The organism is Streptomyces sp. NPDC029466, assembly GCF_055574515.1.
The window spans coordinates 64339-77807 of record NZ_JBVHZH010000014.1 but is presented as its reverse complement, the minus strand read 5'-3'; the positions used below and the strand labels follow the sequence as shown (position 1 = coordinate 77807).

The following is a 13469-nucleotide window of genomic DNA, read 5'->3' as shown; positions in this document are numbered from 1 at the left end:
CGGACCGATCCGGCCGGCCCCCGCCCCCCACCTCAGCCGTAGAGCCGCTCCGCATACCCGGGGCCGTAGTGCTGTTCCAGCTGCTCCAGGGGGAGGTCCGGGGCCTCCAGGCCCTTGACGATGCGGGCCCGGGAGGGGAGTGCGTCCGGGTGCCAGGTCTCCGGCTTCCACAGGTCCGAGCGGAGGAACGCCTTGGAGCAGTGGTAGAAGAGCTCCTCGACCTCCACCAGGAGCGCCAGTTGCGGCCGGTGGCCCTTGACGGTCAGTGCGTCGAAGAACGGGGCGTCGCGCAGCAGCCGGGCGCGGCCGTTGATGCGCAGGGTGTCACCGCGCCCCGGGAGGAGGTAGTTCAGCCCGACATGCGGATTGTCGAGGACGTTCATCCAGCCGTCCATGCGCTTGTTGCCGGGGCGGTCCGGGATCACCAGGGTGGTGTCGTCCAGGACATGGGTGAAGCCCGCGGGGTCGCCCTTGGGCGAGACATCGCACCGGCCCTGCGCGTCCGCGGTGGCTATCACGCAGAACGGCGAGCGGGCCAGCCACTGCCGGTCGAGGTCGTGCAGCCGGTGCCGGGTCTTGTGCGCCGCATGGGAGCTGGGCTCGCCGATCAGCCCGCGCAGCTCCGCCTTCGAGGTGATCTCCACGATCCCGGTCAGATCCGCCGTCCCGGCCGTTTCCATCGGTCGCCCCTCATGTCTCGGTCCTGGCCAGGTCTCGTACCTGGCCAAGTCTCGTCCCTGGTCACGCCGTTGACGACTCTACGGGACGGGTCTGACATCCGGCCCGGTCGCGACGGGCGGGGCGTCACGCAGGCACAGAAATGGTCCGTTGCGCCCCGGACGTCCGGTGAGGGTTGTGTGCTGCTTCCTTCACCGTCACACCGCTGGCCCACTCCGCTTACCCAGCCGTAACTTACTTGCCAGTCAACTGCGTTGGCCCTTGCGATCCGGATCGCAGGTGAACGGCTCACCGAGCACTTCGGAGTCCCCTCACCCCGCAAGGAGCATCGTATGAAGCTGCGCTGGTCAAGAACGCTCACCCTCCTCCCCGCCCTCGCCCTGGCCCTCGGCGTCAGCACCGTCCCCGCCGCGGCCGCCGACCCGTCGCCCGCCGCCACCCCGGCCGGAAGCGCCGCGCAGACGGCTGCCGCCGCCGGCTGGAACAACTACTCCTGCAAGCCCTCCGCCGCCCACCCGCGGCCGGTGGTCCTGGTGCACGGCACCCTCGGCAACTCCATCGACAACTGGCTCGGCCTGGCGCCCTACTTGGTGGCCCGCGGTTACTGCGTCTTCTCCCTGGATTACGGTCAGCTGCCCGGTGTCCCGTTCTTCCACGGGCTGGGCCCGGTCGACGCGTCCGCCCAGCAGCTCGCCGCCTACGTCGACAAGGTGCTGGCCGCCACCGGCACCGAGAAGGTCGATCTCGTCGGCCACTCACAGGGCGGCATGATGTCGCGGGTCTACCTGAAGTTCCATGGCGGCGCGGACAAGGTGAACACGCTGGTCGGGCTGGCCCCCGACAACCACGGCACCGATCTGAACGGTCTGACCCGTCTGCTCGACCACTTTCCCGGCGCCAAGGACTACATCGACAAGCTGACCCCCGGGCTGGCCGACCAGATCGCCGGCTCCGACATCCTCAACCGCCTCAACGAGGGCGGTGACACGCTCCCCGGGGTGCACTACACCGTGATCGCGACCAAGTACGACGAGGTCGTCACCCCCTACCGGAGCGCCTTCCTCGACGGCCCCGACGTCCGCAATGTGGTGGTCCAGGATCTGTGCGGGCTCGACCTCTCCGAGCATGTGGCCATCGGACTCGTCGACCGTGTCGCCTTCCACGAGACGGCCAACGCCCTCGACCCGGCGCACGCCACCCGGACGACCTGCCTGCCGGGCTGACCGGGAGCCGGCCCGGCCCGCAGCCGCGGGGCCGGGCCGCGCTCCGTACCGGCCGCGAGGGTCAGTCGGCGGCCAGCAGGGCGTCGGTGCACCGCTCCGCCAGGTCCTCGGCGTGCGGGGGCAGCGGGGTGCCGCCGCGCAGATGGCGGCGGACCAGCGACAGCGGGAGGTCGACGGCGGCGAGCGTCACCCGGTCGAAGCCCTCTCTGCCGTGCAGCCCCAGGGCCCCCGCGAGCGCCGCCAGGGCGGCCCGTACCCGCATGTTCCCCTCTTCCGCGCGCAGCAGATGCTCGTCGGACCAGTCGTCCCGCCCGAACTCCTGGGCCCCGTACAGGAGCAGCGCGGCCTCCGCCGGGTGGGTGCGGCTCCACGCCACGATGTGCCGGGCGGCCGCCCGGCCCCCGGCGCGCGGGTCGTCCGAGGATTCGAGGGCCTCGAAGTAGCCCGCCTGGAAGCCCTCGACGGTACGCAGCCACACCTCGGCCAGCAGCGCCGAGCGGCCGGCGAAACGGTGGTAGAGCGAGCCGCTGGGGGCGCCGGCGGCGGCCGCGACCGCGGACATGGTGACGCCCGAGGGCCCGGACTCGGCCGCCAGCCGTACGGCGGCGTCGAGGAGCTGTGCGGTGTCGAACCGGGGTGGCCTGGCCATGTTCTAGAGGGTACTCTCCACTATATTGGAGATGCGCCTCTAGAACGGGTGCGGACCAGGTGAGGAGGGGCGCGATGGGTGTCTACAACGTGCACGAGCGGGAGCTGCCGGTGTCCGGGGCCGAGGCCGGTCTGCTGATCGACGGCCTGTCCGGCGGCGCCGACCCGCTCTGGCCGCACCACGCCTGGCCCCCGATGCTGCTCGACGGCCCGCTGGCGCCGGGCGCGGCGGGCGGCCACGGCCCGGTCCACTACACCGTGGCGGACTACGTCCCGGGCCGATGGGTGCGCTTCCGCTTCACCGCCCCGCGCGGCTTCCACGGCTTCCACGAATACACCGTCCACCCGCTCGGCCCGGACCGCGCGCTGCTGCGCCACACCCTGGCCATGCACGCCCGCGGCGGGGCCCGGCTCAGCTGGCCGCTGGCCTTCCGGCCCCTCCACGACGCCGTCCTGGAGGACAGCCTGGACCGCGCCGAACGGGCCTGTACGGGCACCGTCGCCCGGCCCGCCCGCTGGAGCCGCTATGTGCGGCTGCTGCGCCGCCTCATCGGGTGACCCGGCGCAGCGTCAGAAAGCCGACGGCTGCGCAGGCGAGTCCCGCCGGGATCAGCAGCAGCCATCCGGAGAAGGCCAGCACGGCCGCCGTCAGCACGGCGCTCGCGCATCCGCCGCACCACAGGGGAGTGCGGCGGGGCAGCAGCACCAGCGCGGCGGCCAGGCCGGCGAGGGTCACCGCCGCCAGACAGGTGGCGGTGGCCCTCATCAGGAGATCCAGATCGGCGCCGCCGAAGCCCGCCGCCACCCCCACGAGTACGGCCGCCCCGCCGAGCACCGCCAGCGACCGCCGCGGCACCTCGCCCGGCGCGCCGCCCTTGGCCAGCGCCCGCGGCGCCGCCCCGTCCCGGGCGAGCGCCGCACCGAGCCGGGAGGCCCCGGCCAGATACGAGTTGACCGCGCCGAAGGTCAGAAAGAGCGCCGCCACCGCGGCCACCGGGCGGGCGGCGCCGCCCACGCTCCGGGCGAGCAACTCGGTCAGCGGGGTCTCGGTCCCGGCCGCGGCCGGCCCCAGCGCACCGATCGTGGCGACCGCGAGCCCCAGGTAGAGCACCGTGATGACGGCGAGCGTACGGCGCGTCACCCGCGGCAGATCCCGCCCCGGATCGGCGAACTCGCCCGACAGATGGCTGGCCGCCTCCCAGCCGGCGAACGCGAAGAACAGCACCCCGGCCGCCGACCCGACCGAGGGCCAGCCGCCCGGCATGAACGGGGTGAAGTGGGCGGCGGACACCTGTGGGGCGGCCGCCAGCACCGTGCCCAGCAGCACCACCGCCAGCAGCCCGCCGAGCAGCAGCTGCACCCGGCCCGACAGCCGCAGCCCCACCGCGTTGGAGGCCAGCGCCACCGCGACCACCGCCCCGGCGACGACGGCCGCGCCCGTGCCGCCCCAACCGGCCGCGTCGGCCACGTACTTCCCGCCGATCCAGGCCGCCGAGACCACGCCGATCGGCACCGCCCCGTAGAACCACCACCCCACCACGGCCGCCGCCCGCGGCCCGGTCGCTCGGTGCACATAGGTGGCCACGCCCCCGCCGTCGGGGAACCGCGCGCCGAGCGCCGCGAAGGAGGCGGCCACCGGCACGCACAGGGCGAGCAGGACCACCCAGGCCAGGATCGAGGCGGGGCCGGCCGCGGCGGCGGCCAGGGACGGCAGCGTCAGGACGCCGGGCCCGAGGACGGCCCCGGCGCACAGCGCGGTACCGCTGCCGACGCCCAGCCGCCGTACATCCGGTCGTTCGGATGCCGGGAGGGATGTTTGTTGTACGGTCACAGTCGCAGAACGTAACCGTTGGATTGATCAATGGGGTCTCGCGCCGAACATAATTCGGCAGCTGGGGCACCATGGGGGTCATGGACGACATTGATTCGGCGATTGTCCGGGAACTGCAGCGCGATGCACGGCAGACCAACCGCGACCTGGCCCGCCGGCTGAACATCGCGCCCTCCACCTGCCTGGAGCGGGTCCGGGCCCTGCGCGCCCGGGGAGTGATCACCGGCTATCGCGCGACCGTGGACCTGCGCGCCCTCAACCGGCCCGTACAGGCGCTGCTCACGGTCCGCATCCGCCCGATGAACCGCGAGGTCATCGAGCGCTTCAAGGCCTTTCTGACCTCGCTGCCCGAGGTGCTCAACGTCTACGTCGTCGCGGGCGGCGATGACTTCCTCGTCCATGTGGCCGTCCCCGATGTCGACCGGCTGCACGCGCTCCTGATGGACCAGGTCTTCAAGCGCCGGGAGGTCGTCGACTGCCGGAGCTCGGTCATCTACCAGCATGTCGCCAACGACATCATCGAGGCGCTGCCACCGGCCGGCTCCTGATACGGCGACGCCGCCCCCCGCGGTGAAGCAGGGGCGGCGTCGCTTCACGGGTGGCCCGGACCGCCGGACTCAGCCGCGGTGCCGGGCGGCCTTGCGGCGGGTGGTGGCGAACACGACGCCGGCGCCCACGGCGAGCACCGCGGCGCCGCTGACGGCGAGCGGGGCGGTGGAGCTGTCGTTACCGGTCTCCGCCAGCCGCCGGCCGTCGACCGGCTCGGAACTGCCGTTGGCGTGCGGGGCGTTGGCCGCCGCCGCGTTCGCTTGGGCCGGTGCGCCGGCGGACTTCGGCCGGGCGCCGTGCTTGTGGGGGGTGGTGCCGCAGTCGTCGTCGTGGTGACCGGTGCCCACGGTCGACTTGGAGGCGCCGTCCTCGATCTGGGATTCGCTCGGCGCGGAGGCGGTCGGCGCGGGCGCCGCCCCGGACTTGGCGGGGGTGCCGCCGGCCTGCTTGCCGAAGACGACGTCGGAGCAGGTGTAGAAGGCCTCGGGGCTGTCCGACCGCTGCCAGATGCTGTAGATCAGGTGGCGCCCGGACCGCGCCGGCACCTTGCCGTCGAAGACGTAGTCCCCATTGACCATCTTCGGGTCGCTGACCTTCGCGAACGGCTTCGACTCCAGGTCGGACCACTTCAGCGGCTTCTTCGGGTCGTAGCCGTCCTTGGTGAGGTACAGCTCGAAGTAACCCGCGTGCGGCGCGGTGCCCTTGTAGCGGAAGGTGTGGTTGCCCGCCTTCATCGGGGACGACGGCCAGTCGGCGCGGGGCAGGTCCAGGCCCTTGAACTCGGGGTTGTTGGCGCTGCACAGCTTGCCGTCCGGGATACGGGTCCGGGACTGGCCGCCCGCGTTGCCGTCGCGTACGCCGTTCCAGTCGTAGAACGCCTGGGCTCCGCCGGCCTGCACGGCGGCCTTGCACGCCGCGGACTTCGGACTCTCGGGGCCCTCCGCGTAACAGGCCGACACCCGGCTGACCGGGTCCGTCATCGAACCGTGTGCGGCGGCCGGGCTCGCGGCGAGTGCGGTGAGCGCGAGCGGGGCGATACCGACCAGGGCGATGCCGGTGGCCTTGCGACGAGCGGTCATGGTGGGGGTCTCCTTCATCAAGTGCGTCGAGCGGGGTGGCGGGGGAGTGGTGGGGGGTCGGGACACGGCACGCGACGCCGCCCCCGGGTGACCGGCGCCGGCGGTCCGTGACCCGCCTACGAGAAGCACGCTAGCCGCGCTGAACAGCGGTTTTGAGGGCTGAAGGGCGATCCTGGAGATCCTTATGGTCGCTTTAAGGGACGGCTAAGCGGGGGCTCATACAGGCGGGGAGGAAACGGGCATGCGGAGCTGGTGTTGTGCCGCTGCCAGTCCGTGACCGTCCATGTCGATCCCCCTGAATTCGCCTTCGGTGGCTCCCCCTGTGGCTCCCCTGGGGGCGTCCCGTGGCTCCCCGTGACGCGGGACGGCTTCTCGCATGTTCACGGACTGGTGCGCCACGGCGTTGACCTTGATCACTCATCTCGTCGATGAAGTTGACCAGCCGGGGAGGTGTGTCCTTGGTCGTTGTCGGGCGCCTGTGGGGCTCATTGGCCGGCCCACAGGCGGCCCGAGTTTGATGGTTCGACGTGTTGAGATTTGAGGAGCGCTGCGCGCGGCCGCGGGGCTCAAGCTGCCAGGCGTGCGTCTTCTCGTTCGATCTCCGTACGTGCCCTCTTGATGAAGCTCTCGCCTGCGCTGTTGAAGGTGTTTTCCACCTGCTCCAAGGTCGTTTGCTCGTCGAGAGTCAGTCCCCCTCCGATGCCTCGGGCCCTCAAGGCATCGACGGCGACCCCGACAGTCCATCCCCAGAGGAGCAGGGATTCCTTCACCTCTTGAGCCGTCGCATCCAGCAGGTCGGGGCCTTCGATAGCCACGACCACGCCCCCCACGATCATCTTGTTTTCTGCTGCTTCGTAGCGGGTCAGCTGCACTGCCGCCTTGTCAATGTCGTTCTGCTTCAGGGCATCTGTAGCCAAGCTCAGCGAGCGAGCCCCCTCCATTGCGTGGGCCAAGAACGCAGCTGAGGCGTCTCTGCGCACCTGCCGCTTCCAGTTTGTGAATTGAGCGCGTCCTTGGAGGCTGCCTGTCAGATAGGCGGCGACCACAGCTCCACTCGCTCCGACAACCCCTCCAATGGCGGCGCCGATAACGCCAGCAAGTCCTGCATCCATGGGACGAAGTCTGCAAGGCCACGCGCTTGCAGATCTACGGATTGCAGGAAGTCGATGTGGCGCAGGCGCAGCACCCAGGGCGATCCGTCAAGGATGCTGTCTACCGCGCCCTCCTACGTCGCACGGAGTGCGACATCAAAGACCGCCTACCTGCCCCGCGACCGGCTCTGTACCGTGAGGCAGGCCCCTTCAACAGCAGGAGGCAGCACGCAATGCGTGGTCTCGGAGATCACCTCAGCATCGGCGAACGGATCGCCTTCTACCGGAAACGCCGCGGCTACACGCAACCAGTGCTGGCCGGACTGCTCGGCCGTAGCACTGACTGGCTCGCAAAGATCGAGACCGGCCGAAGGAAGCCGCCGCGGATCGACATGCTCACGGAACTCGGGCGCATCCTGCGTGTGCCGCTGGGAGATCTCCTCGGCCAGACTGTGCTCATGGAAGGCGAGCGGCAACAGGACGATGTGCCGGCCGTGCGCGATGCGCTCATGAGCCCACGTCGGCTTTCGCGCCTGCTTTTCGGTCCGGAAGTAGAAGTGCAGCTTCCCGCGCCTGGGCCCGTGGCGGCGCGTGTGGAACATGCCTGGGACGACTACCAGGGCGGCCGACTTGGCAGCGTCATCGCCGCTCTTCCCGCCCTCCTCCAGACTGCGCAGGAACTGGAAGACCGCGCCGCTCGACGCGGGGTAGACCGCCGAGACTGCTGGGCTGTGTCGGCCCGTACTCACCATCTCGCCGCTACGACACTCGCGAAGATCGGCGAATCGGACATCTCATGGCTGGCGGCTGAGCGTGCTATGCGAGCCGCAGACGAGTCTGATGACCCGCTCGTCCTCACCTCGGCCGCGCGTTCCGGCACGCACGCTCTGCTTGCCAACGGCCGCTACGACGATGCCCTGGAACTCGGGAACACCGCAGCAGCTTGGCTGTCGTCTCGCGTCTCGGACAATGACCCGGCCGCGCTCAGCCTGCTTGGAATGATCCACCTGCGCGCCGCGGTCGCGGCAGCAAGGCATCAGGATCGCCCGACCGCGATGAGCCTGCTGAGCCGGGCCGAGGCGCTTGCTGAGGACCTTGGTACCGACGCGAACTACTGGCAGACCGGATTCGGTCCGACGAATGTGCTGCTTCATCGGCTGTCTGTCGAGCTGGATCTCGACAACATCTCGTACGTGGTCGAGCACGGTCGGATCAACGTGGACCATATGCCGCAAGAGCGCAGCGTCTCGCACCGGATCGACTACGCGCGTGCGCTCTCATTGGCGGGACAAGGGGACGAGGCCTTCGAGGAGCTTCGAACCGCCGAGCGGACCTCCCCGCAGCTGGTGCGCAACAATCCCAGGGTGCGCGAGACGCTACGAGACCTGGTCAAGCAGTCTCCGGTGACCGGCGGCTCTCGTTCGTCCGAGGTGTTCGTGATGGCTCAACGTTGCAGGGCGGTGCGGTGAATTCAGGCAAACGCGGTGTGCTCGGGGTTGTGGCTTCGGCGGCCGGCGGAGTGGAGAAGTTGCGTACCGGTCTCGTCGAACCCGCGATGAAGCGTGGGTGGCAGGTAGCGGTGACGCTGACGCCGACCGCGGGGAACTGGCTGCGGATGAGCGGCGAAGCCGAGCGACTGGAGAGGCTGACCGGGCTGCCCGTACGCGATCAGCCGCGGTTGCCTGGGGAAGCGCGTCCGCACCCAGAGGTCGACTGCTACGTGGTTGCTCCAGCGTCAGCCAACATGGTCGCGAAACTTGCGACCGGCCTCATGGACAACCAGGCGCTGACACAGGTCGGTGAGGCGATCGGGACCATTGGCCTGCCCGTCGTTCTCCTCCCTCGCGTGAACGCGGCGCATGCTCGTCACCCGGCGTGGGAGCGTCACATTGGAGACCTGAGAGAGGCCGGTGTGCGTCTCGTCTACGGACCGGAAGTGTGGCCGTTGTACGAGCCGAGGGAAGCGCCCTCTGGGCGAGAACTCCCATGGACGGCTGTGCTGGACGCGGTGGACGCCGCTACTGAATGACGGCTTGTCAACTAGCTTGACCTGCAAAGACAGAGGACCCGGACAGACTGTCCGGGTCCTCTGCTGTTCCCGGCCACATGCTCGTAAGCATGACGGGGAACAAGGAGCGAATTGGCGATCTGGGCGGCATGACTCCCGCCGAACTGGCGCTGCTTACGGCAAGCATGAACGCGGCACGTGCCACGGCCGGTCGCCTGCTTGAGCGAGCCGACACGCTCATTGTGCAGGCGGAGTCGCATCTCCCACGACTCTCTCAAGGCGATCCAGGCGCTCGCCGAGTTGGCGGAGGGCGTCATGGATCGAGTTGAGCTCCTCCGCGAGTACGACGTAGGCGGGACTGCTTCCTGGCTCGGTTCCGAGCGGCACCGCGGGGTCGCGGACGAAGGTTCCGCGCCCCTGCTGGCTGAGAACGAGGCCTTCGTCGCGGAGCTGGTTGTACGCGCTCTGCACCGTCATGAGCTGAACGCCGAGTTCCTTCGCGAGCTGGCGCGCGGCCGGCATGCGGGAGCCCGCCTCGCGCTCGCCGTTCGCAATCTCCTTGCGGTACCTCGCGGCGATGTCCTTGGCCGTGGGTTTTGGTGCGTCGGAGCTGGGATTCATAGCTCCGAGCGTAACCGGACCTAGGTCAATCTCCGGGGTGGAGGGGAGAGCGGCTTGACATTCAGATTGACCTAGGTCAATCTGAATTCGCGAGAGGGCGCCACCACTGGGCTCGGAAGTCGCACTGCTTGACCTGCAGAAATGCGTGATCAGCGTCGCCCGGACGGCCCTGTGACAGGGGTCGAAAGGAAGCGGTCGTTGCTTGTGAACTGAAGAGTGATCGTGCGGGGCTGACGCGAGAGCGGCGGTCACGGTAGGTGCCTAGGGCGAGGGTCCGGGGGCGAGCCGCCGTGATGGACGACGTTCTCCTCCTACGCGCTTGGCAGGCGCCACCCGGCTTCGGGTGTGGAGCAGTACAGCGGAAACCGTGGCTTCCTTCGGGAGCCGCGGTAGGCCCCAACGCACGTGGCGAGATGAGACAGATCGCCCCCGAGACGACCGGGTGAAGTCGTCGGCGGCACCACATGCCACCTGCACCGGCTCTGGAGAACACCCTCTGGGTGCCACCCGGTGCAGCCGCCCTGCTGGCGTCAGAGCAGTGACGATGACGCGCCCGATTTCCCGGCTCGGGACCGGTGCTCCGTTGCCACGGCGCACCGGTGAAGCCGTATCCCATCCCTGCTCTCTGCGGGAGGTCGGTGTGAACCAACGACATACCTCGGTGCCGCCGTGATGGACCGGCCGGCGGCGCCTGTACGACATCCGGTCCGCCTCTACCTGGACCCGCAGCGCTGTGGCGCTGCGGCCGGTTGCCTCCTCCGCCCGTCCGGGCCTTCCTTCGGGAGCGGCTCGTACGGGCGGGGTTGAGGGGAGCCGGAACGCTCCGAACGAGGAAAGCGCCGCCCGGGGTGCCACCCGGACGGCGCGCGCCACAGGCACCTGTAGAGAGGAACTACCTGTGATCGCCAACAGCATGACATTCCACGCCCCGGGCGTGCACCCCGCCGACTCCGACCCGGACATGGACGAGGCCCTGCGCCGCGTCCTGGCGGGAGGTGGGCGGTGATGACCGAGGAGCAGAAGCGCCAGCTCGCCGAGGATCTGCGTCGCCGCAACGAGCAGTCGGAGCGGGACGCCCGCGCGAAGGGCCGATGAGTCCAGAACCTCCAGTGATACGGGCCCGCATCACGCAGCTGGCGGCGATGCGGGCCTTGTCACGTCACGGCATACGCAACCCCCTCGCCCGCGCACTCCTCGCCGCGGCCGCCGGTGCTGCCGTCGGCGCCTACGCCGCAGGCCACCGGGTCGGCGACATCCACAGCACACACCGGCCCCGCCCTCGGCCCTACCGAGCGGCGGGCGGCCACCGCTGTCTCACCGAAGATTTCGGAGTTCCCCTGATGAAGACGTACATCGGCCGCCACCAGGCCCTGACCGACACCGACTACCTCGAACTCGCCCTGGGCACACCGCTGGAGCTGTGGCTCGGCGAGGACAACGAGAGCGAACAGGAGCGCGAGGCCCGCCTCGACGCGGCCCGCGACATCCTCGCCGATGACCCCACCCTCTACGACCTCGGCCTGCACACCGCCGCCACCGCGCTCCGCGACGACCGGACCAGCCGCCTGGCGGCCCTGCACCGCACCGGCCGTGGCCCCTTCCGACGGGGCCACGACGGCATCATGGCCGCGGTCCACTCGCTGCACGCGCACCGTGCCGCCGGCCGCTTCTTCGGGACGGGGGAGGCGGCATGAACACTCTGACCATGAGCGATCTCGCCGCTCCGCTGCAGGCTCTGCGGCTGCTGGCCCGTGACTTTCCCGGGCTCCCCGCGGTGCACGTGGAGGTGTCCACGTACTTCCCCGCTCAGCTGGAGCTGGTCACCCACGACGACTTCCGCGTGTTCGAGGCGTGGCGGGAGGCGGTCGGCATCCTGCCCGAGTCGGTGATCTACAAGGAGCAGGGCCCGGGATGCACCCGCGTGCTGACCGCCTCCACCGCCTACGCCGGCGTGAACCTTCGCCTGGTCGCCTTCAGCGAGCCCCCGAAGCACGACAGTGGTGAGGCGTCGTGAGCGTCCAGCCTGCGGGAGCCCGCGTCGAAGCCTCGTCGACGGGCGTCAATGTCGGCTCGACGCCCGTCGACATCGGCTACATCATCGCCGTGCTGGCAGGCGTCCTGACGGTGCTGCTGACGGCCGCGGCGTTCTGGCTGTCCTATGAGCACTTGCAGGAGGTCGCCGCCCGTCACGGCATGGCGGACGCGCTGGCCCGCTCGTGGGCCTGGCCCGCCACCGTCGACCTGTTCATCGTCATTGGCGAACTCCTCATCCTGCGGGCCTCACTGGCCCACAGGGTCGACGGATGGGCAATCCTCCTGGCCGCAGCAGGGTCCGGCGGCTCCATCGCCCTGAACGTGGCAGGCGTCGGCGACCAAGCCGAGGGCCTCGATTACGTCGTCGCCGCAGTCCCGCCCGTCGCCGCGCTCCTGGCCTTTGGCGCGTTGATGCGGCAGGTCCACGCCTACCTCGCCGCCCGCATCTCGCCGGCCGTCGACGCGACGGCCGACACCGTCGACCACCCGTCGACGCCCGTCGAAGAAGACACCGGCCCGGCCCCCGAGCCGGTCACCGGCTCCGCTCCCGCTGTGGCCGTCCCGCTGCCCGAACCCCTTCCAAGGGTGAAAGAGGCCGAGGTGCAGTCGACGGCCGTCGACGTGCTGGCCGACCCCGTCGAGGAGCCCTCGACGCCTGTCGACCTGTGCATGCCGGTGATCTACCCCAACCGTGTCGACCAACTGATCCGCGCGCTGTACGGCACGGACTTCACTCAGCCCAACACCGCCCGCATGACCGAGGTGATGGCCGCCGCCGGCCTCGGCTCGTCCGAGTCCACAGCCCGAACCGCACGCGCCCGAGTCCGCTCCCGCGAACCCCAGCTGGCCGCCTTCCCCACCGCCATCGCCAGCTGACCCGGCCTCCACCACACCACCCAGGACGCCGTCCGTCACCAGGAGCCCACATGTTCGCTGACATCGCGTTCCTGCTCTACCTCGGCCATCTGCTGGCCGACTACCCCGGCCAGACCGACCACCAGGCCACCCACAAAGCCGAGAAGACCGCCTGCGGCTGGCGTGCCAACCTCACCCACGCCGCCACCCACGTCCTGACCTGCGCCGTGCTGCTGGCCGTCGGCAGTGCGGTGCTGGACTGGCACCTGCCGCTCGTCCCCGCCGCCCTCGCGGTCCTGTGGATCGGCGTCACCCACAGCCTCATCGACCGGCGCTGGCCCGTGCGCTGGTGGATGGAGCACGCCGGCCAGCACGACTTCCTCAAGAACGGTGGCGCGGCGCATGTCGATCAGGCCGCCCACATCGCCGCCCTGACCGCGGCCGCCCTCTACCTAGCTGCCTGACCCCTGAAGGAGCACATCGTGAAGCGTCGTCACCTGATCCTGGCCGCCGTCTCTGTCGTGGGTGCGGCGGTAGCCGTCTCCTACGCCGTGCGGCTGAGCGCCTACGGTCTTCCCGCCTCGCTGGTCGTGTCCTGTTCGCTGGGCACGGGCGCTGCAGCCCTGTGGCTGGCGGGGCATCTCGCGGATGTCTTCGACGTCACCATTCACCGCTGCCTGGTGCCCGGGTGCACCTTCCGGGTGCGGGTGCGCGGGGTGGATGCGGCGGAGAACCGGCGGTGGCAGGAGGCCGCCGCCACCCACCCTCACCACGATGTCCGGCCCTGATCTGGGCTGTTCGCACGGCGCCCCCGGCCCGCTTCTCAGGGCCCGGCCGGGGGCGCCTTCTCCT

The 13469-nt window shown here is 70.2% G+C and carries 16 protein-coding genes; 10 read left to right on the top strand and 6 right to left on the bottom strand.

Features of this window, described 5'->3' with window-relative positions:
- Window positions 1–32 precede the first annotated feature (32 nt).
- On the bottom strand, window positions 33–680 hold the full coding sequence (locus ACZ4XD_RS13825; protein ID WP_468041670.1) for a pyridoxamine 5'-phosphate oxidase family protein: 648 nt from the start codon (window positions 678–680) through the stop codon (window positions 33–35).
- Between the two features lie 330 nt (window positions 681–1010).
- Here ACZ4XD_RS13825 and ACZ4XD_RS13820 point away from each other — a divergent pair, with 330 nt between their 5' ends.
- Window positions 1011–1901, top strand: coding sequence for an esterase/lipase family protein (locus tag ACZ4XD_RS13820; protein ID WP_468041668.1), 891 nt, complete (start codon window positions 1011–1013; stop codon window positions 1899–1901).
- Window positions 1902–1962: 61 nt separating this feature from the next.
- Here ACZ4XD_RS13820 and ACZ4XD_RS13815 read toward each other — a convergent pair whose 3' ends face one another.
- Entirely contained in the window at window positions 1963–2550 is a 588-nt protein-coding gene (locus ACZ4XD_RS13815; protein WP_042157401.1) for a TetR/AcrR family transcriptional regulator, read from the bottom strand.
- Window positions 2551–2624: 74 nt separating this feature from the next.
- Between ACZ4XD_RS13815 and ACZ4XD_RS13810 the strand changes: the two genes are divergently transcribed.
- Entirely contained in the window at window positions 2625–3107 is a 483-nt protein-coding gene (locus ACZ4XD_RS13810; protein WP_468041665.1) for an SRPBCC family protein, read from the top strand.
- Here ACZ4XD_RS13810 and ACZ4XD_RS13805 read toward each other — a convergent pair.
- A complete protein-coding gene (locus ACZ4XD_RS13805) occupies window positions 3097–4380 on the bottom strand; it encodes an APC family permease (RefSeq protein WP_468041662.1) in 1284 nt (427 codons plus the stop codon). The two genes, ACZ4XD_RS13810 and ACZ4XD_RS13805, sit on opposite strands and share 11 nt — an antisense overlap.
- 80 nt (window positions 4381–4460) lie before the next feature.
- Between ACZ4XD_RS13805 and ACZ4XD_RS13800 the strand changes: the two genes are divergently transcribed.
- On the top strand, window positions 4461–4928 hold the full coding sequence (locus ACZ4XD_RS13800; protein WP_398832011.1) for an Lrp/AsnC family transcriptional regulator: 468 nt from the start codon (window positions 4461–4463) through the stop codon (window positions 4926–4928).
- A 69-nt stretch (window positions 4929–4997) separates the two neighbouring features.
- Here the strand turns inward: ACZ4XD_RS13800 and ACZ4XD_RS13795 are convergent, their stop codons facing one another.
- Window positions 4998–6008, bottom strand: coding sequence for a lytic polysaccharide monooxygenase auxiliary activity family 9 protein (locus ACZ4XD_RS13795; protein WP_468041657.1), 1011 nt, complete (start codon window positions 6006–6008; stop codon window positions 4998–5000).
- A 566-nt stretch (window positions 6009–6574) separates the two neighbouring features.
- Window positions 6575–7120 (bottom strand): hypothetical protein, encoded by a 546-nt coding sequence (locus tag ACZ4XD_RS13790; RefSeq protein ID WP_468041652.1) that lies wholly within the window; start codon window positions 7118–7120, stop codon window positions 6575–6577.
- Between the two features lie 212 nt (window positions 7121–7332).
- Here ACZ4XD_RS13790 and ACZ4XD_RS13785 point away from each other — a divergent pair, with 212 nt between their 5' ends.
- Window positions 7333–8568 carry a helix-turn-helix domain-containing protein gene (locus ACZ4XD_RS13785; protein ID WP_468041648.1) on the top strand — a complete coding sequence of 412 codons (1236 nt, stop codon included), beginning with the start codon at window positions 7333–7335 and terminating at the stop codon, window positions 8566–8568.
- Complete coding sequence (locus ACZ4XD_RS13780) at window positions 8565–9128, top strand: flavoprotein (protein WP_468041645.1); 564 nt, start codon at window positions 8565–8567, stop codon at window positions 9126–9128. The genes ACZ4XD_RS13785 and ACZ4XD_RS13780 overlap by 4 nt, the downstream gene beginning before the upstream one ends.
- Before the next feature lie 216 nt (window positions 9129–9344).
- On the opposite strand, the gene ACZ4XD_RS13775 is transcribed toward ACZ4XD_RS13780, so the two are convergent.
- Complete coding sequence (locus ACZ4XD_RS13775) at window positions 9345–9728, bottom strand: GntR family transcriptional regulator (RefSeq protein ID WP_468041642.1); 384 nt, start codon at window positions 9726–9728, stop codon at window positions 9345–9347.
- A 1091-nt stretch (window positions 9729–10819) separates the two neighbouring features.
- Between ACZ4XD_RS13775 and ACZ4XD_RS13770 the strand changes: the two genes are divergently transcribed.
- Genes ACZ4XD_RS13770 through ACZ4XD_RS13750 form a run of 5 tightly spaced genes read left to right on the top strand, consistent with a single transcriptional unit; the run spans window position 10820 to window position 13405 of the window.
- Window positions 10820–11422: a hypothetical protein gene (locus ACZ4XD_RS13770; protein ID WP_468041638.1), complete on the top strand. Its 603-nt coding sequence runs from the start codon at window positions 10820–10822 to the stop codon at window positions 11420–11422.
- On the top strand, window positions 11419–11742 hold the full coding sequence (locus tag ACZ4XD_RS13765) for a hypothetical protein (RefSeq protein ID WP_468041634.1): 324 nt from the start codon (window positions 11419–11421) through the stop codon (window positions 11740–11742). Before ACZ4XD_RS13770 ends, ACZ4XD_RS13765 begins: the two co-directional genes overlap by 4 nt.
- Window positions 11739–12638 carry a DUF2637 domain-containing protein gene (locus ACZ4XD_RS13760; RefSeq protein ID WP_468041631.1) on the top strand — a complete coding sequence of 300 codons (900 nt, stop codon included), beginning with the start codon at window positions 11739–11741 and terminating at the stop codon, window positions 12636–12638. Before ACZ4XD_RS13765 ends, ACZ4XD_RS13760 begins: the two co-directional genes overlap by 4 nt.
- A 50-nt stretch (window positions 12639–12688) precedes the next feature.
- Entirely contained in the window at window positions 12689–13081 is a 393-nt protein-coding gene (locus ACZ4XD_RS13755; RefSeq protein WP_468041627.1) for a DUF3307 domain-containing protein, read from the top strand.
- A gap of 18 nt (window positions 13082–13099) precedes the next feature.
- Window positions 13100–13405: a hypothetical protein gene (locus tag ACZ4XD_RS13750; RefSeq protein WP_468041624.1), complete on the top strand. Its 306-nt coding sequence runs from the start codon at window positions 13100–13102 to the stop codon at window positions 13403–13405.
- Window positions 13406–13469 lie beyond the last annotated feature (64 nt).